This window comes from Nocardia inohanensis NBRC 100128 (genome assembly GCF_001612945.1).
GTDB lineage: Bacteria > Actinomycetota > Actinomycetes > Mycobacteriales > Mycobacteriaceae > Nocardia > Nocardia inohanensis.
Genome location: NZ_BDBK01000016.1, coordinates 249,049 through 272,516, shown reverse-complemented (window position 1 = coordinate 272,516; position 23,468 = coordinate 249,049). Strand labels below are relative to the sequence as shown.

The following is a 23,468-nucleotide window of genomic DNA, read 5'->3' as shown; positions in this document are numbered from 1 at the left end:
GTCATGGGCGCGCATCGGCGGTGCGGTCACCCGGCACGGACATCACCGGGGCGGTCCTCGTCGCCACGCGACTCGGTCCCGGAACCACGCATGGCATAGACCCGTTCGAGGAAATCGCGGTGCGCGCGCAGCGTGGCGTCGAGCAGCTCCCGCCAGGTGCGGCGGTCCACTCGCTGGTCGCTGGAGAGCGAGGAGAGCGAGGCCGGGCCCAGGCGATCGATGTGATCGACGATGAAGGTGAGCCGCCGGCGCGGGAACTGCGCGCCGATGCGCGGGTTCTCCTCCAGAAAGCGATCGAGTTCGTAGAGGTAGTTGACGGCGCGGTTGTACTCGTTGTCGGTGAGGTGATAGTCCATGCGCTTGATCTCGACGATCCACAGTTCCCCGGAGTCGTGCAGCAGCACGAAATCCGGTTCGCGTTTCTCGCTGCCGATGGTCGAGGTGTGCAGGGCGACACCGAATTTCTGCGCGTACCAGCGTTCGAAGCTGGCGCGGACGCGTTTGAGCGATTCGTTCATGCCCAGCGGCGTCCATTCCGGGGCGAGCAGCCACGGGGCGCTTTCGATGAGTTCCTGGAACGGCCGTTCGAGGGAGCGGCGATCGTCGATGAGGGCGCGCAGCCGGTCCACGACGGCGACGCGTTCGCTGGCGATCTGGCCGAGGGAATAGATCTCGGCCACCCGGGCGCGCTCGAAAAGCGCCACCACCACATCCAATCCGGGATCGGCTTCGTCCTCGGCGATCTCCTTGAGCGTCTCCAGCAGGCTCCGTTGCGGGCCCAGGGAGAGCGCCAGGCGGAGCATGTTCTCGATATGCGCGGGATCGTCGAGCGAGGCACGGTCCTTGTTGGCCACCAGGATTCGCGCGGCGTCGATCACCGAATCGCGGAACATGCGGTCGCCCGGGGCGATCGCCTCCAGGGTCTCGTGCAGCCGCGAGCGCTCCACGAACTCCTCCCAGACCCGGCGGCGAATGGATTTCTCACCGAGCCTGCCGATCTCCTTGATCAGCGCGCGGCCCCAGAGCGCGAGCGCCTCACCGCGCTGCGAGCCCCACATGATGTCCTGGCGGTCGGAGCGGACCAGGTCCTCCTCGTCGTCGAGCCAGTCCACGTGCACCGCGCCGACCAGGTACGAGCGCAGCTTGAACTCGCCGGTGAAGCCGGAGCGGATACCGAAATCGCGGGTCTGGGCGACGATCTTGCCGCGGGCGTAGATGCGCACCCCCGCCATCGCCTCGTCACGGTAGGGCTGTTTGGAGTAGGCGATCCAACCGCTCACGGGCAGATACTGATTCCCCAGTCGCACCGGCACCCGCGACACGTCCAGGCGCGTCTCCTCCATCACGTCGATGGGCAGGTCGCTGAGCGTGAACGACTCGTCGCCGATGCTGTTGTGCACCTGCACCCGCCAGTCCGAGCGCTCGATGCCGAAGCGCGCCGCCAGCTGGCGGCTCAGCTCCGAACCGGAGTTGACGCGCTTGCGGGAGAAGTTGCGCAGGATGACGGTGGTGCCGCGTTCGGCGGCGTAAGTACCGTCCAGCGCACCGGGTTTCGGGTAGTAGTCGCGTTCGGTGTCGGAGAGCATATCGTCGAGATCCAGCACCAGATGCGCCACCGGCCAGCCGAGCGGAGTGCGGTCCTCGGAGCGGCTGCCCGCCGAGATCACCTCGATGGTGCGGCAGATCCCGAAGGCCGCCAGTTTCCCGATTCCCTTGCGCCCCATGACCGGTCGCCGCCGCTCGCGTGAGAGATCCGAGCCGGTGCGCACCCGCCGGTCGGAGCCGACCATGAGATAGTTCCGGTTGACCTCGTCCGCGGTCATGCCGTGGCCGTTGTCGGAAACGATTATCTCGTAGGGCGGTTCGTCCGCGGCCCGCACATTGCCGGTGAGCGTGACGCCCCACGGCAGCGTGACATCGACCTCGGTGGCGTCGGCGTCGTAGGAGTTGGCGATGAGCTCGGCCAGTACCGCCGAAACCCGGTCGTAGAGCCGGATACCCAGCTTGTCGATAGCCAGTCGGCTGATGCGCATCGTGTAGCGATGGTCCTCGTACTCGTACGCGGCCGCATGCACCCCTTTGTACATGGTGGGCCCCCAATTGCCCTCTCGGCAGCCTTCGTTCAGCTACCTCTGAAATCGATGCAACGCTCTTGTTCTAACAAGGGGCTTAACGTTTGCCGACCAGTTGATAACGGTGCCGTTCCGAGATTCACCGCCGGATTGCCGCATGCAACCGCAAGGTCTCGGCTATCACCGGTTTTTCGCCATCGCGGCTTCGTATGCGGCGGCCAGGCGTTGGCTGGCGCGCGGGCCGCTCCGCTTCGGAAGCGTTGTGCCCAAATGGGATTCGCGCAGCTCGTCCATGAATTCGGCCCAGAGCTGCGGCCCGCCCTGCTCCAGCAGTTCGGCGCGCACCCGCAGGCGCTCGGTGGTGGGGCGGTGGCGCAGGCCCCAGGAACCGAGCGCCGCCATGACGGGCACCAGCTGGATGGCCGGTTCGGTGAGACGGTACTCGGCCTTCTGTCCGGGCTTGGCGTCGTCGCGGCTGAGCAGTCCGGCGGCCACCAGGCGCTTGAGCCGATCGGACAGGATGTTCGAGGCGATGCCCTCCTCGGACCCGGCGAGCAGTTCGCGGAAGTGGCGGCGATTGCCGAACATGACATCGCGCAGCACCAGCAGCGTCCACTTGTCGCCGATCACCTCGATGGTCGCGTTGATCGGACATCCCGACCTGGGCTCCATCCGTGCCTCCCATAGTTTTTCACACCAACCGATTGCAAATCGCAACCGCTTGCTCCTATCATAACTACCGATTGCAAATCACAACCAGTTAGGGAGCAGATCATGCCGAAACTCCGCGTACACAACCTGTCGATCTCCCTGGACGGCTACGTCGCCGGCCCGAACCAGAGCGAGGAGCATCCGCTCGGGGTGGGAGCCGAAGCCCTGCACGAATGGATCTTCGCTACCGACTTCGGCCGGGCGATGATGGGCGAGGAGCCGACCGGCGTCGGCGGACTGGACGAGGAGTACGCCTCTCGGTGGGGAGTCGGCATCGGGGCAACCATTATGGGCCGCAACATGTTCGGACCAATCCGCGGCGAGTGGCCGGACTATTCGTGGACCGGCTGGTGGGGACCGAACCCGCCCTACCACCACGACACCTTCGTCCTCACCCACCATCCGCGGCCGTCCCTGGAAATGGAGGGCGGCACCGTATTCCACTTCGTCAACGACACCCCCGAAGCCGTCCTGAAGCGCGCCTACGAAGCGGCCGACGGCAAAGACGTGACGCTCGGCGGCGGCGCGTCGACCGTGCGCCAGTTCCTGCGGGCGGGCCTGGTGGACTCCCTGCACCTGGCGCAGGCGCCGATCCTGCTCGGCGCGGGCGAGCGACTCTTCGACGATGTCGGCACGCTGCCGGGCTACGAGTGCACCAAGCTGGAGAGCTCCCCGGCCGTCACCCACCTCACCTTCGAACGCGTGGCGCGCTGAAATCGACGCCGGCGGGCACACCCGGCCACTCCGCCGGAATGCCCGCGGCATTAACCGGGCGGGCCGCCCGCGCCGGCACAGCGGTCGCCCACGTCAGCAAGGTGGCGCAGACCAGGCCCGCGGCAGCATTTCCGCGCGCCCGGTGAGGTCGGTGGCGGCCAGGCCGATCGATGCCGGGGCGGCCGTTCCACTCGTGCGAGACAACAATGATTCCGTGCCAGACGCTTCGAAAGCCGCGTCGACCGCTGCTCGTATTGTCCTGCTGCCCAGTGACAATGTGCGGTCGGTGTGGGCAGAATGCGGGCGGCGGTTCGTCCGCTTCCGATCTAGGTGAGGGGCATACGGGTGGCGAGTTTTTCCGGATTGCGCGGCATGGCGAAGCTGGGCGGGCGGTTCGCTCCGGGGGTGATCGAGCCGCCCACGCTCGCGGCGACCATCGCGGCGCGGCGGCGGTTCTTCGGGGATGCGGCGGTGGACCCGGAGACCGGTGCGGTGCGGGCGGATCAGGTGCTGGTGGCATGGTTCGGATGCGCGTCCTTCGCGATCGCCATGGGCGGCACCGTGTTCCTGTGTGATGCCTGGGTGCCGCGCGGCGTGACCTCCGGATATGTGCCGACCACGCCCGCGGAGGTCGCGGCGCTGCGGCCGGTGGCGATCTTCATCGGGCACGGGCATTTCGACCACGCGGCGGATGCCGGGCCGATCGCGCAGGCCAGCGGGGCGGTGGTGCACGGGACGGCGGAGCATTGCGCCACCGCGCGCGGTCAGGTGCGCGGCGCCGAATTCCCTTGCAAGGAACTGGGTTCGGCCGATTCGTCACCCGGCGATCGGTATGACTTCGAACTCGCGCCCGGGTTGTCGGTGACCGCCATCCGGCACATTCACTCGGCCCCCACCCGCCGCGCTGCCGGGCCGGGCGCCTCAGCGCGCGTCATTCCGGCGCCTTGCCTGTGCGACATCCGCACGCACCCACCGACTCTCGCCGACGCCGGCCATCTGGCGCGCAATATCTCGGCTCCGGAAGGCGGGGTGCTGCTCTACCAATTCCGTACGGAGAGTTTCACTCTCACCTGGCACGACTCGTCCGGACCACTGGTGGAGAAAGCCCCGCACGTGCTGGATGTGCTGCGCGGCCTGCCGCGCTCGGATGTGCACATCGGAGCCATCCAGGGGTTCAACCAGTTCACCAACGGCCTGCGCGATCCGCGCACCTACATCGAGGCGCTGCGGCCGAAGGTGTTCGTGCCCAACCATCACGACAATTGGCTACCGGTGATGACCGCGCGCGGCGAAGCGATGCGGACGCCGTTCCACGATGAGCTCGCGCGCATCCCGGCGGCTGATCGGCCGGAGGTCCGCATGCTGCTGGACCCCAGCGACTACCTCGCGTCCGGGCGGCTGGCGTTCGACGCGGGCTGATTCGCCGGTTCGCCCGGCGATGTGGACGCCGGACTTTTGCTCCACTTTTGCCCTCCCTCAGCACTTTTCGCGCAGAAACCGGCTGACAGTGGAGCAAAAGTCCGCCCCGGACGACCGGGCCGTGCGTCAGCAAAAGCGCAGTACCATTGTGACGCTGGTACCGCCTGCGGCGTTGGTGATGTCGCTGCCCGGCAGGTCCTGGAAGCCGAGGCGCTGGTACAGCGCGCGGGCCGGATTATTCAGGCGCACACTCAAACTCAGCGCATCATGTCGCTCGCGGGCGGCGGCGATGAGGCTTTCCAGCAGCGCCGTGCCCAGACCGGAGCCGCGCGTTCCCGGGGCTACGGCGATCGCGAGTTCGGGCGTCCGCTCATCCACGAATCCGTAGGCCGCATTATCGGCGGTGAACAGGCGCGCCCACGCCGCACCCGCCGGGCTGCCGTCCACATCGGCGACGACGCCGAAATCGCCTGGCGCACCCCAGCCTTCGACATACCGGGCCAGGGCGGGGATGTCGCGGAGTTCGTCCGGACTCGTCCGGCCCAGGTCCGCGGAGTGCGAGGCTTCGAACAGCATCGCCCACAGGAATTTCTCGTCATCGGCCACGGCGGGGCGGGTTGTCATCGCGCACATCGACGCGACTATACGAAGGGATCGCATGCCGTGCATGCCCTTATCCGGCCGCCCCGGTCACGACGTGGTCGCGGGGAATCCGGGCCCGGCCTCGGGAATCACATCCCGCGCGCTCATCTCCGCGCCGCATTCGTCGCAGGTGAGCCGCGCGTGTGCTTCGCCCGTGCAATCGCGATGCCGGTAGTGCACGGGCTTGCCGTCCGGAGCCATGTGCTCGTCGCCCCAATCCCGGAAGGCGATCAGGATCGGGTACACATCATGTCCTTTGGCGGTGAGCCGGTATTCCTCGTGCGCGCCGGTCTCCGGGCGCTGTTTGACCAGGATGCCGTGCTCCACCAGCCGGTCGAGGCGATCCTGCAAGCGCCCTTTGGAGATTCCGAGATACGCCTGGAAGCCGTTGAAGCGGCGCACGCCCGAAAAGGCGGCCTTGAGGATCAGCAGTGTCCACCGATCGCCGAAGACCACCAGCGATCGCGTGATCGAACACGGCTCCTCGGCCAGCTCCTCATAACGCATCTTCCGATCCTACCGAATCGGTCTTAATATGAGACCGAATACAACCGGTCTCGAAATGAGACCAACTACGAGGGGAACCGCTGTGACCGACCGCTACACCACGCTGCAATCGCTGCTCGACGAGCGCTACACCTGCCGTGCGTTCCGGCCCGACGCCGTCGACCGGGGGACCATCGAATCGATTCTGCGGCTGGCCCAGCGCACGCCGTCCTGGTGCAACACCCAGCCGTGGCAGCTGGTCGTCACCGAGGATCCGGCGGCGACCGAGCGGTTCCGTAAGTCTTTGCTGGAGCACGTCAACGGGGCCACACCGCAATCCGACATTCCGTTTCCGGCCGCGTACAACGGGGTGTACCGCGATCGGCGGCGGGAGTGCGGCGGGGCGCTGTACCGGGCCGTCGGCGTGGAGCGCGGCGACGGGGCCGGGTCGATGCGCCAGATGCTGCGCAACTTCGAGCTCTTCGACGCACCGCACGTGGCCATCCTGACCACGGAGGCCGACCTCGGCGTCTACGGTGCGGTCGACTGCGGGCTGTATCTGACCTCGTTCCTGCTCGGCGCGCAGAGCCTGGGCGTGGCCACCGCACCGCAGGCGGCGCTGGCGACGTACTCGCCGTTCCTGCGCGAGTACTTCGATCTGCCGGCGCATCGGCAGGTGGTGGCCGCGATCTCCTTCGGATACGCCGATTCCGAGCATGCGGCCAATGGGTTCCGCACCAGCCGAGCCGATCTCGGTGAGGTTGTCACCTGGCACGCGGGCTGACACCGCGCGACACACCGCGGTGGCGGCGGGAGTTCGGGCAAAGCGGCGAACCGGTCAGCCGCTGTGTAAGGATCCGTGGCATCTGAACAGGCATTTTCCAGCGATTGCCGCTGCCCGAGAGGGCCGCCGTCGAGAGCGGAAAGCATGTGAAAAGCGCACCGCGACTACTTGCCCGGCTCGCCGCGACGCTGGCCCTCATGGCCGCGCCGTTGTTCCCCGCCGCCGGGCACGCCGATCCACTGGGTGAGCTGATCGACCCGCCGCACGAGCTGGCGGCGGTGCTGCCGACGGCGCTCGACGATCCGTTCTACGTACCGCCCGGCGGTTGGCGGGAGCGCCGGCTCGGCGAGGTGCTCACCGTGCGCGCCGTACCGAGCTGGTTCCTCACGCCGGTGCGGGCCCTGGAAATGCTGGTGCGATCCACCGATGCGCGCGGGCGGCCGGCACCGGTGAACGCGACCGTCTACCTGCCGCGATCGCCATGGACCGGCCCCGGGGAGCGGCCGCTGGTCTCCTACAACATTCCGACCTCTTCGCTCGGAAACACTTGCACGCCTTCGTATCAGCTCAAGCGGGGGTTCCAGGCCGACATGGTCTCGATCCAATTGCTGCTGTCGCGGGGTTATGCGGTGATCGTGCCCGACCATCAGGGGCCGCGGCAGGCGTACGCGGCCGGGCATATGGGCGGGCACGCCGTACTCGATGCGGCGCGCGCGGCCCTGCGCCTGAGCCTGACCGATCTGGGCCCGCGCAGTCCCGTGGTGTTGAGCGGCTACTCCGGCGGCGCGATCGCCACCGGCTGGGCCGCGCAACTGGCGCCCGCCTACGCACCCGAACTACCGCTGGCGGGCGTCGTGATCGGCGGACTCCCAGCCGATTACGACATGCTGCCGCGCACCATGGACGGGAATGCGGCCACCGGTGTCTTCCTCGGCGCCACGCTCGGCTTGGCACGCGAATACCCGGAACTGCTCGCCTTGCTGAACGACAACGGGTGGCGGCTGGCGCACGCGCTCCGCGACGCCTGCGTGGGACTGCAAGCCGCGCTCGGGCTGGCCGCACCGCTCACGCTCGACACCTTCACCGATCCGCCGGACCCGCTCGCCTCGCCCATCGCCCGAAAAGTGGTGTCGGAGAACAAGCTCGGCGCGGCGGCACCCACCGTTCCAGTCTTCCTCTACCACGGCCTGGACGAATTCTGGATTCCGCTGGCCGGCGCCGAACAGCTCTACGAGAACTGGTGCGCGAACGGCGGATCCGTTCGGCTGCAAACCTTTCCGGGCGAGCACTTCACGGTCGGCATCATCATGGTCCCGACCTTGAGCCGCTGGGTGGACGAGATCATCAGCGGCAAACTGGTGCCGCCCGGCTGCGTCCGCTGAACCCTCAATCCGTCCGGCGCTTCAGCTCGGCGAGATAGCCCCGCAGCCCGGACTTCAACTCGCGCAAGATATCCGGATCACCGTTCGAATCGAGCCGAAACGCCTCCTGCATGAGCGCATCGGCCATCAACTGCACCGCCACGCTCACCTGCGGCAGCCATTCCCGATCCGGAAGTATGTGCTGCGCCAGGATGATCCGCCGCAACCCGTCCGCCATCTTGTGCTTGTGCTCCCGATCGGCAACCCGGATCGCCTCCGACATGTGCCGCCCGAACCACAGCGCCCGGAACCCCGGCTCCCGCCGGTACACCTCGGCGAAAACCTCCACCAGCCCATCGATCGGATCATCCCAATGCTGTTGCCCCGCAGCATCGATCAGCTCCGCCATAGTCCCTTCGATCCGCTCCAGATACTCCCCCGCCAAAGCCTCCAGCACCGCATCCCGATCCGGCAGATACTGATACAGCGACCCCACCGAAACCCCGGCCGCACTCGCCAGCCGCACCATCCGCAGCGCTTCCACCCCCTCGGTGGCCAATATCCGATCCGCCGCCGCCAGCACCCGAGCCACCCGCTCTTTACTCCGCGCCTGCTGCGGCACCCGCCGCGCCGTCGTCTCCACCACGCCCTACTTCCCGAACCAGAATGCGAATCCCATTCAGATTTCGTACATTAGCCCCATGCCCACCCCCGCGCTCGCCGACCGCCACCAGATAGCAGCAGCTTGTCACCGCCTGGCCGCCGCCGGGCTCTTGATCGGCACCGCGGGCAACGTGAGCATGCGAGTAGGCGACGAGGTGGCCGTCACCGCCACCGGCGCGGTCCTCGCCGAACTCACCCCCGACCAGGTGACCTTGGTGAACCTGGACGGCACCGTGACCTCCGGCGATTACGCCCCCACCTCCGAACTCCAACTCCACCTGGGCATCTACCGCTCCCTCCCCGCCGGTGCGATAGTCCACACCCACGCCCCCAAATCCACCGCCTTCGGCTGCGTCCTGGACGAACTCCCAGTCCTGCACTACCAGCAACTGGTGCTGGGCGGTGCCACCCCGGTCGTCCCCTTCCACCCCTTCGGCACCCCCGAGCTAGCCGAAGCCGTGCTGTCCTCCCTCTCCACCGGCAAACAAGCAACCCTCCTCGCCAACCACGGCGCGGTAACCCTCGGCTCGTCCCTGAACCAAGCAGTCGAAAACGCCCTCCTCCTGGAATGGGCCTGCGCCCTCTACCTCGACGCCGCCACTCTGGGAACCCCCCGCCCCCTCACCGCCTCCCAACAGCAAGCCGTAATCGACGTAACCCTCCGAACCGGCTACGGCACCACCAAATCCCTCGCCAAGGACCACCAATGAACGTGATCTGCATGGGCGTCCACGTCCTCGACGTCCTCGTCCACCCCGTCTCCGAACTCCCCACCGGCCAGCAAACCGCCCTGGTCGAAAACATCCGCATGACCCCCGCGGGCACCGCCGCCGGCACCGCGGTAATCCTCGCCAAGCTGGGCGCCACCGTCCGCACCGCCGGCGCCATCGGCACCGACCCCACCGGCGACCTGCTGCTGATGCTGTTGGAGCGCTACGGCATCGACACATCCCTGGTGGTCCGCAAAAGTGGCGCCCCCACGTCGACCACAATCCTCCCCATCCACCCCAACGGCGACCGCCCCACCCTTCACCTCCTCGGCGCCAACCCCTTCTACACCCCCGAAGACATCAACTGGGATGCGTTAGCGACAGCCGACCACCTCCACCTGGGCGGCCCGGAATTACTAGGCGCCCCGAATGCGGCGCGAATCCTCCAGCAAGCCAAAGCATCCGGCCTCACCACCTCCGCCGACCTCCTGGCCCCCGGCTCGCTAGGCAGCATGGAAGCCATCGCCCCCGCCCTCCCCCACCTCGACTACCTCCTCCCCAACGAAGACCAAGCCCTCGGCTTCACCAACACCACCGACCTGATCGCCGCCTGCCACGTCCTCCACTCCGCAGGAGTAGGAGCCCTGGCCATCACCCGAGGCGCGGACGGCGCACTCCTCTTCGCCCCCAACCAAATCCAAGAATTCCCCGCCTACCCCACCATCGTGGTCGACACCACCGGCTGCGGCGACGCCTTCTCCGCCGGCTTCCTCCGCGCCCTCTCCCTGCACCGCGACCTCCCCGCCGCCGTCCGCCTGGGCGCCGCCACCGCCGCCCACGTAGCCCAGGGCCTGGGCACCGACTTCGGCGACTACACCCTCGCCACCATCGACGATTTCATTGCGACCCACCCGATCTCCACAACCGAAGACGTCTCCACACCCCAGCCATAACCCCAGCTCACCAAGCTCCCGTACCCGATTGGCCCTGCGACCCTCAAACGGTGATACATACCCGCGCACAACTGCTCGCCACCGGCATCCCCTCCAGCACCATCCACGCCCGCTGCACCAGCGGCCACTACACCCCACTACTCCCCGGCGTATACACCACCGAATCCCCCACCTACTTCGCCAAAATCCAAGCCGTAATCGCCTGGCTCCCACCCGCAGTCATCTCCCACACCACCGCAGCATGGCTCCAAGGCATGCTCCCCGAACCGCCCCTGATCCACGCCACAGTCCCCAAAGACGTGCGCCGCACCACCCCACCCTGGCTCCGCCTCCACCGCCGCACCCTCGACCCCACCTGGACAACCGATCTCGACGGCATCCCCCTCACCACACCCGCATTGACCCTGCTGGACTGCGCCCCCCCCTCCCCAAACCTGCCGCAGCCGCCCTGATAGACCATCACGTCGGCCAAGTCGTCTCCCCCCAATCCCTACTCACCCTCTGCACATCGAATGTCCGCGGCTCCCCCACCCTCCTGAGGCAACTCCGAGAAGCAGCCACCAATTTCGCCTCCGAACCCGAACGCCTCTTCGCCCGAGCTCTCCACGAACGCGGCCTCCACCCCCTCCCCAACCACCCCATCGGCAACTACTACGCCGACTTCTACGACGAACCGTCCCACACCATCATCGAAATAGACGGCCGCGAATTCCACAGCGCCCCAACAGTCTTCCGCCAAGACCGCCGCCGCCAAAACGCCCTCCTCCTCTCCGGCTACCTGGTCCTCCGCTACGCAGCCGCCGACATCTTCCACTCCCTCCCCGCCTGCGCAGACGAAGCCGCCACCGTCATCCGCCGCCGAAGGCGAGCCCGCTGGAAGCCATAACTTGGAGTTTTGCTCCACTTTCACCCCATCCCAATCAGTTTCCTGACTGAATCACCCCCAAAGTGGAGCAAAACTCCAACTACCCCCTCTCCCCCACCAACCCCACCAACGCCGCCCGCACCAACTCCGGCCGCTCATCCGCAATGAAATGCCCACACCCCGCCACCGTCTCCAGCCGATAGTCATCAGCCCGCGCAGTCTCCGCCGCCGCCAACGACACATGAATCGCCCCATCCTCCACCCCGAACAACGCCCGCACCGGCACCGTCGCCCGTCCATGCTCCGGATGCCGCACCGCCGCCGGCACCTCCCGCAACAAGAACGTCCGATACGTATCCGTCGCAGCCCGAGCCACCACCGGATCCCGAAACCGCTCCGAGTAAACCCGAACCGTCTCCCGATCCACCTGCGCCCCAACCCCGAACAGCCACTCCAAATACCGCGTCCGCCGCTGCAAAGGCACCCCGAAGGTGGCCACCAACGGCTGATACAACAAGAACCGCCAAGCATGCCGAGCCATCGTCTTCGCCGGCACCCAAGGATGCGCCATATTCAGCACCAGATACCCCCGAAACCGCTCCGGCTCCCGCAACACCATCCGATACCCGATATACCCACCCCAGTCATGCCCCACCAACACAACCTTCTCGTCCAACCCGAGCGCATCCATCAACGCCAGAATGTCACTTGCGACATCATCTTTCGCCCACCGATGCGGCGGAGGCCCGGACCACCCGTACCCTGGCAGATCCGGCGCAATGATCCGCAATCCCTCCGGCGGGTTCGCCAACAGATCCCGGTATGCGTAGTGATGTTGCGGCCACCCGTGCAGCGCGAGAACCGGCGTCCCACTTCCTGCTTCGGTCACATGGAACCGGACTCCCCGAGCTTCGACAAACGTCTGCCGTACACCGGCGATCACGGGTGGACTCTGATCGACAGCCATAGACCACGCTATCCCAGTCCAAGCTGCGTCACACCGCTATCAGTACTACGCAGGCAAATCTTCGATAGGAACCGGAAACACGCTGTCAAGCCAAGCCTGCACGGATGCTACGTCCGCAAACCCCTGTCGACGCAAGGTTTCCACTACATCACGGCCGCAAACCAGAGCAATCTGACGGCGATCCGTAGCGATCTCTCGATATACAGACTCACCGAAGACAGACAGTGTCACAAACACACCGAACTCACGATGTCGCAGGCTCGAAAATAGGCGACTTACGTCGGAAATGGGACGACCCACGGCTCCCGGATCAGCTTCCAACACAAAGCCTACAGGTATCTTGTCACCAGGAGGTCCGATCAAATACTCCCCCCCGAACCGTCTGCGATATTTTCCCCCTTGAGACGACGCATTACTCCCCGTACCCGGCGCCATGAACCGCCAGATCGCTAGCGCAAATTCGCGAAAACTTTGCTCATCACGAAAGTGCCGACGAACTGTGTTGAGAATATCCTTCCCGACAGGATCCGACGGAAGCTGTGCGTCTGACTTCCGAAACAAATCTGTGGAAGGTGCCAAAAGAGCTTTGTAGGTTCTGTTTTCCACCCATTCACGCCAAGCCGGAGGACACCCTTCACTTAATGGCGATTCTCCCGCCAATAGAGAGTCGATCCATTCATGCGGGATGACCGCAGCATCCAGGATGGTGAACCGGGCGAAGTAGTTTTGAAAACGTTGCCCTTCCTTGCTCCACCAAAGCGCTTCCAGCTCTTCAGCCGCAGTCAGCGCAGCTGCGCCAGGAGCAGCTAGCCCCCGGAATCGCACCAGCGACCCTTGTTTGCTCACCCGCTCAAAGTAAAAGAAGGGTGAGACCTTCGCACGATCTTCAGGCGTCCCCCGACCGGCGGAAAAGGCGTTTCGCAGCGCGACATTGCCATTCAAGTGAGTTTCGAGTAGTGCACGTCCCGGATGCCTGTTATCACCGTAATATTCAAGTAATCCCTTTTGAATATCCAGCCGGTCTCGCCAGTCCGGCTCATCACCGGTCGAATACAGCACAACCAGCTGAACAGAGTTCTTGACCGCCGAGCCTTTGAACCTGATTCCACCTTGAACACCAACTTTGAAGATCTTGCTCAGCGGGTCTAAACTCCTACCATTCAAAGTCTTACCCGCATATATTCGATCCACATGCAAATCTGCCGTGTCCAGATCGTCAAATGGAACTATTATGCGTTTGTCGAGCAAGTTTCCTCCCAGGTCAGGCCAGAGATATCGATGCCGAGTATCACGACACTTGGCCGGCAATCCATTCTCTTACCGATGCCGCATCTGGACACCCATGCATTTTGAGTGCGTCGACTATGTCCTGCCCACAGACGACGACTACAGGCTCACGGTCGTCACGGATATGGCGATATACATCGTCATCGACGTAGGACAACGTGAGTAGTACCCCAAAATGGTTGCTACCTATCCGAGCGATAAGGCGATCCATCGATGCATGGCCTACGCTCCGCCCAGCTTGTGTGCAATAGGCGTCGAGCACAAAATCCAGTTCGATCGGATCTTCCGCCGGCCCGAGCACATACTTTCCAGAAACTGCGCTCACCCTGGCCGTGACCGCGCGGTCAACCTCACATACTCCCGTGGACGGCGCGACAAGCTTCCACAGCGCAATTGCACATCGAGAGAACTCCGCACCCTCCGCCTTGAATCCTTGCCGAATAGCATCCAACATGGCCACTTCGGTGGGTTCTACCGGTATCTGCTTGGCGTTCGCCCGCACACTCGAATTGCCAATTTCGAACGATACGTTTCGCGCAAACGTAAAGTTCTCGACTGTGTCCGTTCCGCGTTGATTCGGTTTTGGCAAGCCGTCCGCGCTCAACTTTTTTATAAGTGAAGCGTAAATCGTTGAGAGATCGAGAAACTCTCCCCCGCCCGACACACCTACTCTAATAATATCAACGAGCGCATTAGTGAAGGAGGTTTTTGTCTCAGCACCTTGCACGATGGGGACGTGTGCGGCCTGCTCAGCAGCACTCAAGGTGTATGCCCCGGAGATTACAGTTGTATTCGCGATCTGAGATTCGGTGCTACTGAGTGAATCTATCGCCTTGCCCGAGTTGCAGCAATCCAGGATTACGATTTTGACGTCAGCGATGCTCCCCTTCAGGATCGACCTGATCTTATCGTACTCCAGACTTGTGAGTTCCACATGCTTCTGCTCGGTCTCCCCTACGACCAAGCAGAGATCGTTCGTTTCGCTCAATTCGCCGTGGCCCACAAAGTAGACGAGCAAAGCCCCCGTTGCCTCGTCTGCGGCATCTCGAATGGGCCGCCCGATATCTATCGGCCGCCGCGGATCTTCAATTACGGTAACACTACCCTCTGGCCACCCGCAGAGATCCGGATCCGTAAGGATATCCTTTACGGCTCGCACACTGTTCAAAGCAGCGGGTACATCTTTGAAATTCTCATCGTCGTACTTGGAGACGCCGATAAGGACGGCCCTCCAACCCCCCTTATCACTCACTCTTCAACCTTCGGCTCACCGAGCATCTCGAAGAGCTTCTTCAGATCTCCGACATTTTTTCCATCAATTTCGATGCTGTTATCGCCCCGCGTGAGTCTGATCGTTGTCGGCCGGCGCCTGGTCCGAAGCCACGCATCCAAGCTCGCTGCAAGAACCGCAAATGTTCCCCCGGAGCCAACAGCCGCTGTGAGAAGCTCCCATGCGCCGCCCAACGCATCGTCGGACTGCTTCGCCCGCACTAGGTTGACCGCGCTTGAAAGCCCCCGTTCCCGACGTAACCACTGACTCAGGGCGACCAGGTCGTCGTCAGACCGGTCTGATGCAACTCGGATTTCCAGCTCCATGTTCCTTCTCCGCTGTACGGATCCCGCAGGGGTAAGGCTGCGCAGCCACTCCGGGATCTTCACTAGTCGTGACGCAAGTTGACCTTCACCACATCGATATTTACCACGCTTTCCACTCGCGGCGTGGGAGGCGCCGAGCTCATCGCGCAAAGCAGCAGGACAGGGGTGCTCGACCCATATGCATTGGCTCCCAACAAGTCTCACGTCAAACACGCTCGCCATCGATCCTCCCGGCAAACCTCACGACGACTGATCCTCGTCGTCGTGGACTTCGACTATGGCTTCCTCCGACGAATCTATGGTCGTGAAGCGGACAACGCGGTCGTCGTGACCGCGGGCTGATGCCGGGGCTACGAAGCCGAAGCCGATGACCAATTTGCCCGGATCGATGTGGCCTTCGGGCGAGACATCGGCGCTGAAGCGGGGTTCGACCACCGGGTAGATCATGACGGCGCCGCGGCGGATGGACACAAGGTTTTCGGTGTTGGGGTCGCCGGAGTCGGGCAGGCCGCCCGCGATACGCATGGCGATGCTGCGATGGCGGCTGGTGGAGATTGCACCGAAGAGGGGGTCGCGGCGGCGGACTCGCTCCCAGCGAGTGAACGGGCGGGCGGAGTTGCCGAGGATGACGTCTTTGGTTGCGCCACGCATGGTTTGGGGAGCTAGGACGATCCAGTCGTCCACCTGGGGGCTCGGACCACGAGTGATGGAGGCGAGGTATTCGATGTGGGGGTCGAACTGGCCGGGCACCAGCCAGCGCATGCGGTCGACGATTTCCAGGAAGGATTCGGGGGTGAGGCGACCGGTCAAGGCTGTGACGCGGTGCCGGATGTCCTTCCCCGGAAAGTTGTAGGTGAAATCTGTTGTGTCGTTGGAGAGTTGATCGAATATCGGAGACCAGAGGGCGGTGTTGTGACGGAGATCGGCTGGGCGGCTGGGGTAGCCGAAGGGTTCACGCCAAAGGCCGGGTGAGCGGATTTCGACCAGCTTGGCGTTGTACATCTTGTTGGCACTGGTCGGCTTGAGGGTCGGAAGGTGTTGGGAGACAAGAGGAGGTACCTGGGCGGGGGTCACCTGAGGTACGCCGTCGACCATTACGGCGTACTGTTCGAGTTCGTTGCGGAAGCTCTCCTCGTCCATACATACGGCTTCGAACGCCTTGTAGAGGTCGACGCCTTGTTTGCCGTTGTCCTCGTCACGGCCGATGTAGAGGCGAACCAGGTCTCGGTAGCCCTTGCGGAAGCCGAACCAGCGGCCCATCTGCATGAGGGCGGAGGCGTTGGCGGAGCGGCGGCGGAAATAGGAGACGGTCAGGCCTTCGACGGTGAAGCCGCGGGACAGCTTCTGGCCGCCGATGAGAATCTTCCAGATGGAGCGACGGTCGAAGTCTGCGTCGTCGTTGAGGTCCTTGTCACCGTTGATGACGAGGATAGGGCGTTGGTCGCCGCTGATGTTCTGGACCGCGACACCGACCCACTTCTGGAGAGCATCGTATGACGGCGGAATGGAGAAGTCACCGGCCCGTTTCGCCGATACCGGGGCGATGTCGGTGTCGAAGAGGGCGCGTAGTCGTTCGTGGCCGCGGGAGCTGGAATAGCCAGCCCTCCACCACAGTTCGTTGACTCGGCCGCTGAGCTCGCGGTGTACCTCCACCCAGTTGGATTCGTGAATGAGCATCGTGTGGTGGCGGAAGTAGTTGTCGCCCAGGCCATCTACGTGCTGGCGATACAGCTTCATCGCACCGGCGAGTACGAACATGTCGATCGCGCGTTCCAAGGGCGCGGTGTCGTCTTCGTCCTCGACGATCACATCGCGCACATGCGCCAGTTCGTTCGAGTTGGCGAAAGTTCGTTCTTCGTCGGGGTCTTCGCCGTCCAGGTCGTGGAAGTCGGCTGCACCCATGTATCCCGCGGGGCGTGGGAGGGAGATGATGAAGTCTTTGGGGAAGATATCGGCGGTGTCGCTGGGGTCGATGAACACGTTCGCGTACGGCGTGGCCGTGTAGCCGACGTATTGGGCGCGTGGGAGCAGCGTCAGCAGTTCGGAGATCTTCTGGTTGATGGCGGTGCGTTCGACGTCGGGCTTGGGGCGGGAGGTATTGACGGATGCCTCGTCGGACTCGTCGTCGATGATGAGGACGGGAATCTCGTCGAGTGGAGTGCGGATCTTCTTGAGATCCCGCACCAGTTTCCCGAGGACGGTCTTGTTCTTCTTGACGACCATCAGGCGGGCAGAGGAACGGTGCAGGTTGCGGGCGTCCCAGAGCGGTAGCGCCGGTTCCTGCTTCTCGAATTCCAGCGCGACGATGCCTTGTAGTAGGGCCTTGTAGTCGTTGCCTCGGGTGGTGAGTCGGACGATATCGAATCCGCCCAAAGCCGATGGCATGGCACCGAACTCGACGAACTCGCGCTGGATCCATTCGGGATCGTCATAGTAGTCCGCTTCGAATTCGCTGGCACCGCGGAGGATGTTCTCGCGACCGACGAGTTCCTTGTCCAGGCGACGCTGAGTCTGATCACGGAGCAGGTTCAACGTGCCACCGAGGACGATGACCAGCCGATACCCAGCATCGATGGCCTTGGCGATCACCCCGGTGAAGTTCGCGGTCTTGCCGGACTGCACATAGCCGACAACCAAGCCTTTGGACTGGTAGGCATCCGAACGCGTCGGGTCGGCCAAGCGCTCCACCACGCTCTCGGAGGCAATATCCAGTGCCGCGACGGCCTCCTGCGGCCAGCCCTTTTCCGACAGCAGTTTGTTGTAGTGCGGCCAGTACCATTCGCGCCCGTGCCGAGATTCCTTCGTACGCCAGGGCGTGAAGACCTTGCTGATGACGACGGGAGCGGCGGCGAGGGACAGCGGGCAGCCGTTGTCGAGCAGTTTGACAGTTTCAGGTGCGATGGCCAGCGCTCGATACACCTCGTTGCGACGCTCCTCGGTGCGCGGCTCGGTGGACGACCAGGCCGGGTGCTCGGCGAAGTCCCACTGCATCAACTGCTTTCGCCACATCTCCAGCAACTGGTCACCGGAGTCTGCGGCGCGCAGCGCCTGCTGGAAATCGGCTTCGGTAGCATACAGCGCCGCGCCGGCAATATCGTCGGCCTGGTATTCCATCGCTCGGACGAGCCGCTTGGGGCGACTGCCCACCATGTCCGACAGCACCGCATGGTGCAGGGCCAAACGAGGTACGGCATCAACGGAATGCGAAGGCTGCACGGTCATTCTCCATCCCGATCGCCGAGACGATCCATTTCGGCGCGGGCGGCGGCCAGCAGTACCGATTGCCAGAGTTGCAGGTTGTCTTTGTCGCGCGGGCCTATGCGTTCCCGTTGGAACAGTTCGTGGACGGTCAGGTAGAGGAGGGATTTGACCATGGGTACGTCGTTGAGGGTGCCTCGACGGCCGCCGAGCAGGGCGGGGCGGTATTTCTGGTTGAGGATGATCATACGTTCCTCGCGGTCCAGGTCGAAGAAGGAATCACCTTCCAGGGCTTGCCATTTGAAGGTGATCGGGTCCTCGCCGGGCAGGGGCGGGAGTTCTTCTGCGATCACTTCGCGGATGTCGGGGTCCAAGCCTTTGCCGGGTGGTATTACCGGTTTGCGTTCTACGCCTGCGCGTTTGCGGGCGTCGCGGTATGTGGTGTCGGCGGCGGCGAGGTATTCGGTGAAGGTGTGGCCGGTGTCGTCGGTGGCGTGTTCGAGGGCTGTGATGAATTCCGGGGATATTTCGACGCCGTCTTTTTTGACGGTGAGGCGGAAGGTGTCGGCGGCGTTCGGGGGCAGTTCGACTGCTACTCGGGCCAGGGAGTGGTGTTGTTCTGGTTGGCGGAAGTTGTTCCAGCCGCCGGCTTGGACGAGGCGGTCGTTGCGGTAGAGGTAGAAGCCTTGGGTTTCCAGGAGGGAGCCGATGCCGCGGAATTGGGCTACCGAGGATTTCGGGGGCCAGATGTGGGCTTGTAGGGGGATGGCGCCGGTCGAGGGAAGTTCCGCTTTGAAGATGCGCGGGTAGCCGGGGTTGCCGGAAATGGGGTAGGAGAACGGGTCTACGGGGAGCACACCGAAATCCATGACCACCATGCCGGTGGCTATGTCTTCCACGGCGATGGTGATGTTGAAGGTGCCGCGGGCGAGGAAGCGGTGTAGTTGGAGGCCGAGGTGCATGCCCAGTTTGCTGATGGTGCGGGAAAGGTAACGTTCGGTCTGCTCGGGGCCGCCGTTGCGGGGGAAATCCTTGACGCCGTCCCAGCGCACCACGGTGCCTTGCCAGGTGATCGGGTTGCCGGCGTAGCGGTCGATCAGGGATTGGGCATAGCCGGGATCGACTATGTCGCATTGGAATCCGGATTTGGCGTGGTCCATGTCCCAGCGGCGACCGGCGGGGCGGCTGGTGCGGGTGCGGCTGGTGACGGTGACTGCTCTGGCGTGGCTGAGCGACGCCGACTTGAGGCCGGTGCCGAACATGCCGAGGGCGTCGGGCCGATAGTTGCGGCGGCCACCGACGGTCATGGCTACGTCGAGTTCTTCCTCGGTCATGCCGACGCCGTCGTCGATGATGAGCAAGCTGACCAACCGGTCGCCGTCTCGGAGGAAGTGGATGACAACGTCTTTCGCGCCCGCGTCGATGGAGTTGTCGACGAGGTCGGCGACCGCGGCTTCGAAGTCGTAGCCCTGGCTGGTCAGTGCCTCCATGTAGCGGGGGTCCGGTGGAAGGTGTTTGCTGCCGACCGTCGGGACGTCGAACTTCCACTCTTCCGCCATGGCCACCCCTGTATCCGAGAATCGTCAGCACCTTAGCGAATGATTCGCGGTTCGGATGGTGGTGTTACTCGGGTGACCGGAATGACCGATTCGATGACCGATTTCGGGTCAGATGTACGGTGTGGGGCTTGGGGCGCAGGGGATTTCGGTGATGGTGTCGGGGGTGAAGGTGTTGAGGACGAGGGCGGCGACGGTGGGGTCTACCGAGACGCTGTTGTGGCCGGCGAGGTTTACGGGGCAGATGTCTTGGAGGACGATGTTGGTGGCGTTGGGGGCTTCGCGGATGCCGCTGGTGTAGGGGACTACTTCGGTGTCGGCTCGGGTTACCAGGTTGGTGTAGTGGACTTCGGGGGCGTAAACGCCTGCGGCTTGGAGGTTTTGGATGAAGGGGGAGGTGGGGAGCATGTCTACGCAGCCTTGGCAGATGGGGCGGAGGGCGGCGAAGACGGGGGCTTGGACGCCGAGGCCGTAGGCGGCGTTTATCAGGGGGTCGGCGGCTTGGGTGCCGGCCCAGATGGGGACTAGGTTGAAGGATTGGGCTACTGCCTTGTTGCCGCCGTCGAAGAGGAGGTAGTTGGCGGCTACCAGGGTGCCTTCGGACCAGGTTAGGAGGTCTACCTTGTCGGCTCCGGTGGTGGCGAGGACGCGGTTTACGAAGTCTCGTAATTCGGTGCTGGACTGTGGGACCGGTTCCAGGCCGCCCATGCCGGCGATGAGGCCGGCTTGGCCGGGGTAGATGCCGTAGGTGACGGAGAAGACGCAGTAGCCGTAGTTGTGCAGGAGGGGGGACATGGCGGGCCAGCCGGCGCCGTTGCCGGTGATGCCGTGCACCAAGACGACGGGGCGGGGGTGGGCGGCGTCGGGGAGACAAGACCAGTCGTTGCCGCCGGGCGGGTTGTAGGGCGGCTTGGCGTTGTTGGTGTCCGAGAACCATTGCAGTACCGAGTAGTTGACCGGAAGCTGGGTGGGTTCGGCAGCGGCGGTGCCGCCGGTGACCAGTAGTGCGGTGACCGCCGTGAGGGCCAGGCTCAGGCGACTCCAGATACGACGCAACACAACCTCCGGGTCCGGGTGCGAAACGGGTAGCCGAGAAGTCGCCGGGCGACCGATCGACACCTTAGCGCCGGATACCGGTGGGGGCGGTGGCAAAACGCCGATCAGACTCCGGCGGCCAGGGCGTGCAGGCAGCGGGAGACGAGTGCGGCGGGGAGTTCGGCGGCGGATGGCGAATCGATGGCGGCCCACTGTTCCAGGGCGATTCGGATGGCACCGGCGGCGGCTGCCGCCAGCAGTCGCAGGCGCAAGGGGTCGGTGTCCGGACCGGTGAGATCGGCCAGGACGCTTCGCAATTCGCGTTCGCCCTCCATATTGATGCGGTGCCAGACGTCGCGCAGCGCCGGGTCGCCGTCCATGGCGCGGAGCAGGCCGCGGGTGATCTCGAGGTCGTCGTCGTTGCCGTCCGCGGTCATGGAGGCGACGGCGGCGGTCTCGAGTTCGGCGAGGGTGGGCAGGCGGTGCGGGCCCGCCGCGATGGCCGCGAGCCAGCGTTGCGCGCCCGCGGCGAGCATCGGCTCGACGGCGTCCTCTTTGGTGCGGGCGTAGCGGTAGAAGGTGCGCAGGCCGATGCCCGATTCCGCGGCGATCTGTTCGGCGGTGACCGCGGCGGTGCCGTTCTCGGCGAAGAGGCGGGCGGCGGTGCGGGCGATATCGAGGCGGGTTTCGGCCTTGCGACGCTCGGCCAAGGTGAGGCGCGGCGTAGGGGTTGCGGGCACTTCGCCTCCTGTGAGCTGCGGGTTCGACAACGATCCTAGTCGATGGGATGCCACTATGGCACGACGTGCCATGTAGGCGTAGCGTGTCAGGTAGAGGCTGAAGAACCAATTAGGAGAGGTCGCAATGGAGCGTTTCACCGATCGCCGAGTACTCATCACCGGCGCGGGTTCGGGTATCGGGCGGGCTACCGTGCATCGCATTCTGAGCGAGGGCGGGCGGGTGGTCGCCGCCGATATCAACGAGGCGGGGCTGGCGGAGACCGCCAAACAGGCTGCCGAGCGGGGCAATGCCGAGCGGCTGAGCACCGTGACGGTGAACATCGGCGATGAAGAGTCGGTGAAAGATGGTGTGGCGCAGGCAGTTCAGACGCTCGGCGGGCTGGATGCGCTGATCAACGCGGCGGGCATCCTGCGCTCGGCGCACACCCACGAGATGCCGCTGGAAGACTTCAACCGGATCATCACGGTGAACCTGACCGGCACGTTCCTCATGATCCGGGAGACGCTGCCCGCGCTGCTGGAGTCGGACCAGGGTGTGATCGTCAATTTCACCTCCACGTCCGCGTTCTTCGCGCACCCGTACATGTCGGCGTACGCGGCGTCGAAGGGCGGCATCATGTCGATGACGCACGCGCTCGCCGCCGAGTATTCCAAGCAGGGGCTGCGCGTGGTCGCCGTGGCGCCGGGGTCGATTTCGAGCGATATGACCGATGGGCGCGGCCCGGGGCTGCCCGCCGACGCCGATCTGTCGCTGTTCATGAAGCTGGCCCCGGGCATCGGGCAGGGCTTCGCTTCGCCGGACACCGTGGCCAGCGTGGTGGCCATGCTGGCCTCCGATGACGGCAAGTTCATCACCGGTACCGAGATCCGCATCGACGGCGGCACGCACTACTGAGCGCGCTGCACCTCGGCGGCGACTCCTTCGAGGATCAGATTCAGGCCGAAGGTGAAGTCGCCTTCGGCCGATTCCGGTTGGGCGGGAATTGATTCGAACAGACCCGAATCGAAAAGTGCTGCGATATCGGGAAATCGAGCCGAATCCACGAGACCGGTCAAGTCGCCGACATAGTTTCGCAGCGCCTGCGCTTCGTCGACCTCGGCGGCGTCCCAGCTCTCTGCCAGCTGACGGTTCATGACGTACGCCTGCCGGACGTAGCCGCCGACCACGGTGATCACGCCGATCTTGGCGGCCCAGTCCAGGCCGGTGGGGCGCAGGGCGCGCAGGCCGGCGTCCATCCAGGCGATGGCATGGGGGCCGCGTGGCGGTCCGCTGATCGGCAGCTGCGCGAGCCACGGGTGCTGTTCGTAGACCGCCCGCTGCGCCGCCGTCCACGCCGTCAACGCGTCCCGCCACGGCTGTTCCACCGGATCGGGCGCGGGGCCGAAGGCGGCATCGGCCATCAGGCCCACGAGTTCGTCCTTCGAGCCGACATGACGGTACAGGGACATCGGCGTAACACCCAGCGCCGCTGCGATTTTGGGCAGGGTCGCACCCGTCAGGCCCGCGCGATCGGCCAACTCCACCGCCGTCGCGACGACCCGATCCACATCCAGCTCGGCCCGCCGGCCCAAACCCGAGCCGGTGTTCACCCGCCACAGCCGAGCCAGGTCATCGGGCCGCTTGCGGTCCGCCATAAACCACCTCCGATCGGCGGTAATACCGATCGCAAACTTTAGCATACCGCTTATAGTATAAGTCTTATACTATT

At 64.6% G+C, this 23,468-nt stretch carries 23 protein-coding genes; 9 read left to right on the top strand and 14 right to left on the bottom strand.

The features are described from left to right. Positions 1 to 26 precede the first annotated feature (26 nt). Together NI1_RS29390 and NI1_RS29385 are read right to left on the bottom strand one after the other, a co-directional pair. Complete coding sequence (locus tag NI1_RS29390) at positions 27 to 2,087, bottom strand: ATP-binding protein (protein ID WP_067827054.1); 2,061 nt, start codon at positions 2,085 to 2,087, stop codon at positions 27 to 29. Between the two features lie 165 nt (positions 2,088 to 2,252). Beyond that, the gene (locus NI1_RS29385) at positions 2,253 to 2,744 is read right to left on the bottom strand and encodes a winged helix-turn-helix transcriptional regulator (protein ID WP_067827051.1); all 492 of its coding nucleotides are present in this window, start codon (positions 2,742 to 2,744) and stop codon (positions 2,253 to 2,255) included. A 102-nt stretch (positions 2,745 to 2,846) separates the two neighbouring features. Here NI1_RS29385 and NI1_RS29380 point away from each other — a divergent pair, with 102 nt between their 5' ends. Both NI1_RS29380 and NI1_RS29375 read left to right on the top strand, forming a co-directional pair. Then, on the top strand, positions 2,847 to 3,497 hold the full coding sequence (locus NI1_RS29380; protein ID WP_067827048.1) for a dihydrofolate reductase family protein: 651 nt from the start codon (positions 2,847 to 2,849) through the stop codon (positions 3,495 to 3,497). Positions 3,498 to 3,842: 345 nt separating this feature from the next. After that, positions 3,843 to 4,916, top strand: coding sequence for an MBL fold metallo-hydrolase (locus NI1_RS29375; protein ID WP_067827045.1), 1,074 nt, complete (start codon positions 3,843 to 3,845; stop codon positions 4,914 to 4,916). 126 nt (positions 4,917 to 5,042) lie between these two features. Here the strand turns inward: NI1_RS29375 and NI1_RS29370 are convergent, their stop codons facing one another. Both NI1_RS29370 and NI1_RS29365 read right to left on the bottom strand, forming a co-directional pair. Beyond that, positions 5,043 to 5,549, bottom strand: a complete 507-nt coding sequence (locus tag NI1_RS29370) for a GNAT family N-acetyltransferase (RefSeq protein ID WP_067827043.1) — start codon at positions 5,547 to 5,549, stop codon at positions 5,043 to 5,045. Positions 5,550 to 5,606: 57 nt separating this feature from the next. Then, positions 5,607 to 6,065 (bottom strand): winged helix-turn-helix transcriptional regulator, encoded by a 459-nt coding sequence (locus NI1_RS29365; RefSeq protein WP_067827040.1) that lies wholly within the window; start codon positions 6,063 to 6,065, stop codon positions 5,607 to 5,609. 55 nt (positions 6,066 to 6,120) lie between these two features. Between NI1_RS29365 and NI1_RS29360 the strand changes: the two genes are divergently transcribed. Then, on the top strand, positions 6,121 to 6,828 hold the full coding sequence (locus NI1_RS29360) for a nitroreductase (RefSeq protein ID WP_067827038.1): 708 nt from the start codon (positions 6,121 to 6,123) through the stop codon (positions 6,826 to 6,828). A 104-nt stretch (positions 6,829 to 6,932) separates the two neighbouring features. After that, positions 6,933 to 8,210 (top strand): lipase family protein, encoded by a 1,278-nt coding sequence (locus tag NI1_RS29355; protein ID WP_245663459.1) that lies wholly within the window; start codon positions 6,933 to 6,935, stop codon positions 8,208 to 8,210. Between the two features lie 4 nt (positions 8,211 to 8,214). On the opposite strand, the gene NI1_RS29350 is transcribed toward NI1_RS29355, so the two are convergent. After that, positions 8,215 to 8,835, bottom strand: a complete 621-nt coding sequence (locus NI1_RS29350) for a TetR/AcrR family transcriptional regulator (RefSeq protein WP_067827036.1) — start codon at positions 8,833 to 8,835, stop codon at positions 8,215 to 8,217. A gap of 55 nt (positions 8,836 to 8,890) precedes the next feature. On the opposite strand from NI1_RS29350, the gene NI1_RS29345 reads away from it, so the two are divergent. The 4 genes from NI1_RS29345 to NI1_RS40180 are packed head-to-tail and all read left to right on the top strand — an operon-like array spanning position 8,891 to position 11,401. Beyond that, positions 8,891 to 9,562, top strand: a complete 672-nt coding sequence (locus NI1_RS29345; RefSeq protein WP_067827033.1) for a class II aldolase/adducin family protein — start codon at positions 8,891 to 8,893, stop codon at positions 9,560 to 9,562. Continuing rightward, complete coding sequence (locus tag NI1_RS29340; RefSeq protein ID WP_067827031.1) at positions 9,559 to 10,515, top strand: carbohydrate kinase family protein; 957 nt, start codon at positions 9,559 to 9,561, stop codon at positions 10,513 to 10,515. The genes NI1_RS29345 and NI1_RS29340 overlap by 4 nt, the downstream gene beginning before the upstream one ends. A gap of 50 nt (positions 10,516 to 10,565) precedes the next feature. Further along, complete coding sequence (locus NI1_RS39605; RefSeq protein ID WP_245663458.1) at positions 10,566 to 10,967, top strand: type IV toxin-antitoxin system AbiEi family antitoxin domain-containing protein; 402 nt, start codon at positions 10,566 to 10,568, stop codon at positions 10,965 to 10,967. Then, on the top strand, positions 10,871 to 11,401 hold the full coding sequence (locus tag NI1_RS40180; protein ID WP_369690157.1) for an endonuclease domain-containing protein: 531 nt from the start codon (positions 10,871 to 10,873) through the stop codon (positions 11,399 to 11,401). Before NI1_RS39605 ends, NI1_RS40180 begins: the two co-directional genes overlap by 97 nt. Before the next feature lie 79 nt (positions 11,402 to 11,480). On the opposite strand, the gene NI1_RS29325 is transcribed toward NI1_RS40180, so the two are convergent. From NI1_RS29325 to NI1_RS29295, 8 genes are all read right to left on the bottom strand, one after another. Next, on the bottom strand, positions 11,481 to 12,347 hold the full coding sequence (locus NI1_RS29325; protein ID WP_067827022.1) for an alpha/beta fold hydrolase: 867 nt from the start codon (positions 12,345 to 12,347) through the stop codon (positions 11,481 to 11,483). A 45-nt stretch (positions 12,348 to 12,392) separates the two neighbouring features. Then, positions 12,393 to 13,595: a hypothetical protein gene (locus tag NI1_RS37515; RefSeq protein ID WP_084523899.1), complete on the bottom strand. Its 1,203-nt coding sequence runs from the start codon at positions 13,593 to 13,595 to the stop codon at positions 12,393 to 12,395. A 40-nt stretch (positions 13,596 to 13,635) separates the two neighbouring features. Then, positions 13,636 to 14,886 (bottom strand): caspase, EACC1-associated type, encoded by a 1,251-nt coding sequence (locus tag NI1_RS37510; RefSeq protein WP_084523896.1) that lies wholly within the window; start codon positions 14,884 to 14,886, stop codon positions 13,636 to 13,638. Further along, positions 14,883 to 15,230: an effector-associated constant component EACC1 gene (locus NI1_RS29315; RefSeq protein WP_157535397.1), complete on the bottom strand. Its 348-nt coding sequence runs from the start codon at positions 15,228 to 15,230 to the stop codon at positions 14,883 to 14,885. Before NI1_RS29315 ends, NI1_RS37510 begins: the two co-directional genes overlap by 4 nt. A gap of 240 nt (positions 15,231 to 15,470) precedes the next feature. Next, complete coding sequence (locus tag NI1_RS29310; protein ID WP_067827012.1) at positions 15,471 to 18,452, bottom strand: Z1 domain-containing protein; 2,982 nt, start codon at positions 18,450 to 18,452, stop codon at positions 15,471 to 15,473. Beyond that, the gene (locus NI1_RS29305; protein ID WP_067827750.1) at positions 18,449 to 19,987 is read right to left on the bottom strand and encodes an ATP-binding protein; all 1,539 of its coding nucleotides are present in this window, start codon (positions 19,985 to 19,987) and stop codon (positions 18,449 to 18,451) included. Before NI1_RS29305 ends, NI1_RS29310 begins: the two co-directional genes overlap by 4 nt. A 108-nt stretch (positions 19,988 to 20,095) precedes the next feature. After that, positions 20,096 to 21,040, bottom strand: a complete 945-nt coding sequence (locus NI1_RS29300; RefSeq protein WP_169815650.1) for a lipase family alpha/beta hydrolase — start codon at positions 21,038 to 21,040, stop codon at positions 20,096 to 20,098. Positions 21,041 to 21,144: 104 nt separating this feature from the next. Then, on the bottom strand, positions 21,145 to 21,759 hold the full coding sequence (locus NI1_RS29295) for a TetR/AcrR family transcriptional regulator (RefSeq protein WP_067827009.1): 615 nt from the start codon (positions 21,757 to 21,759) through the stop codon (positions 21,145 to 21,147). Between the two features lie 124 nt (positions 21,760 to 21,883). Here NI1_RS29295 and NI1_RS29290 point away from each other — a divergent pair, with 124 nt between their 5' ends. Then, positions 21,884 to 22,654, top strand: a complete 771-nt coding sequence (locus NI1_RS29290; RefSeq protein WP_067827007.1) for an SDR family NAD(P)-dependent oxidoreductase — start codon at positions 21,884 to 21,886, stop codon at positions 22,652 to 22,654. Here the strand turns inward: NI1_RS29290 and NI1_RS29285 are convergent. Further along, entirely contained in the window at positions 22,648 to 23,394 is a 747-nt protein-coding gene (locus NI1_RS29285) for a TetR/AcrR family transcriptional regulator (RefSeq protein ID WP_067827004.1), read from the bottom strand. The genes NI1_RS29290 and NI1_RS29285 overlap by 7 nt on opposite strands. Positions 23,395 to 23,468 lie beyond the last annotated feature (74 nt).

What these genes read in the sequence shown, in the direction of transcription:
- NI1_RS29360 (WP_067827038.1), top strand. Translation starts at nt 6,121, where the DNA reads ATGAGACCAACTACGAGGGGAACCGCTGTGACCGACCGCTACACCACG.
- NI1_RS29365 (WP_067827040.1), bottom strand. Translation starts at nt 6,065, where the DNA reads ATGCGTTATGAGGAGCTGGCCGAGGAGCCGTGTTCGATCACGCGATCG.
- NI1_RS29285 (WP_067827004.1), bottom strand. Translation starts at nt 23,394, where the DNA reads ATGGCGGACCGCAAGCGGCCCGATGACCTGGCTCGGCTGTGGCGGGTG.
- NI1_RS29290 (WP_067827007.1), top strand. Translation starts at nt 21,884, where the DNA reads ATGGAGCGTTTCACCGATCGCCGAGTACTCATCACCGGCGCGGGTTCG.
- NI1_RS29390 (WP_067827054.1), bottom strand. Translation starts at nt 2,087, where the DNA reads ATGTACAAAGGGGTGCATGCGGCCGCGTACGAGTACGAGGACCATCGC.
- NI1_RS29315 (WP_157535397.1), bottom strand. Translation starts at nt 15,230, where the DNA reads ATGGAGCTGGAAATCCGAGTTGCATCAGACCGGTCTGACGACGACCTG.
- NI1_RS29385 (WP_067827051.1), bottom strand. Translation starts at nt 2,744, where the DNA reads ATGGAGCCCAGGTCGGGATGTCCGATCAACGCGACCATCGAGGTGATC.
- NI1_RS29310 (WP_067827012.1), bottom strand. Translation starts at nt 18,452, where the DNA reads ATGACCGTGCAGCCTTCGCATTCCGTTGATGCCGTACCTCGTTTGGCC.
- NI1_RS29345 (WP_067827033.1), top strand. Translation starts at nt 8,891, where the DNA reads ATGCCCACCCCCGCGCTCGCCGACCGCCACCAGATAGCAGCAGCTTGT.
- NI1_RS29370 (WP_067827043.1), bottom strand. Translation starts at nt 5,549, where the DNA reads ATGTGCGCGATGACAACCCGCCCCGCCGTGGCCGATGACGAGAAATTC.
- NI1_RS29340 (WP_067827031.1), top strand. Translation starts at nt 9,559, where the DNA reads ATGAACGTGATCTGCATGGGCGTCCACGTCCTCGACGTCCTCGTCCAC.
- NI1_RS29325 (WP_067827022.1), bottom strand. Translation starts at nt 12,347, where the DNA reads ATGGCTGTCGATCAGAGTCCACCCGTGATCGCCGGTGTACGGCAGACG.
- NI1_RS29380 (WP_067827048.1), top strand. Translation starts at nt 2,847, where the DNA reads ATGCCGAAACTCCGCGTACACAACCTGTCGATCTCCCTGGACGGCTAC.
- NI1_RS29305 (WP_067827750.1), bottom strand. Translation starts at nt 19,987, where the DNA reads ATGGCGGAAGAGTGGAAGTTCGACGTCCCGACGGTCGGCAGCAAACAC.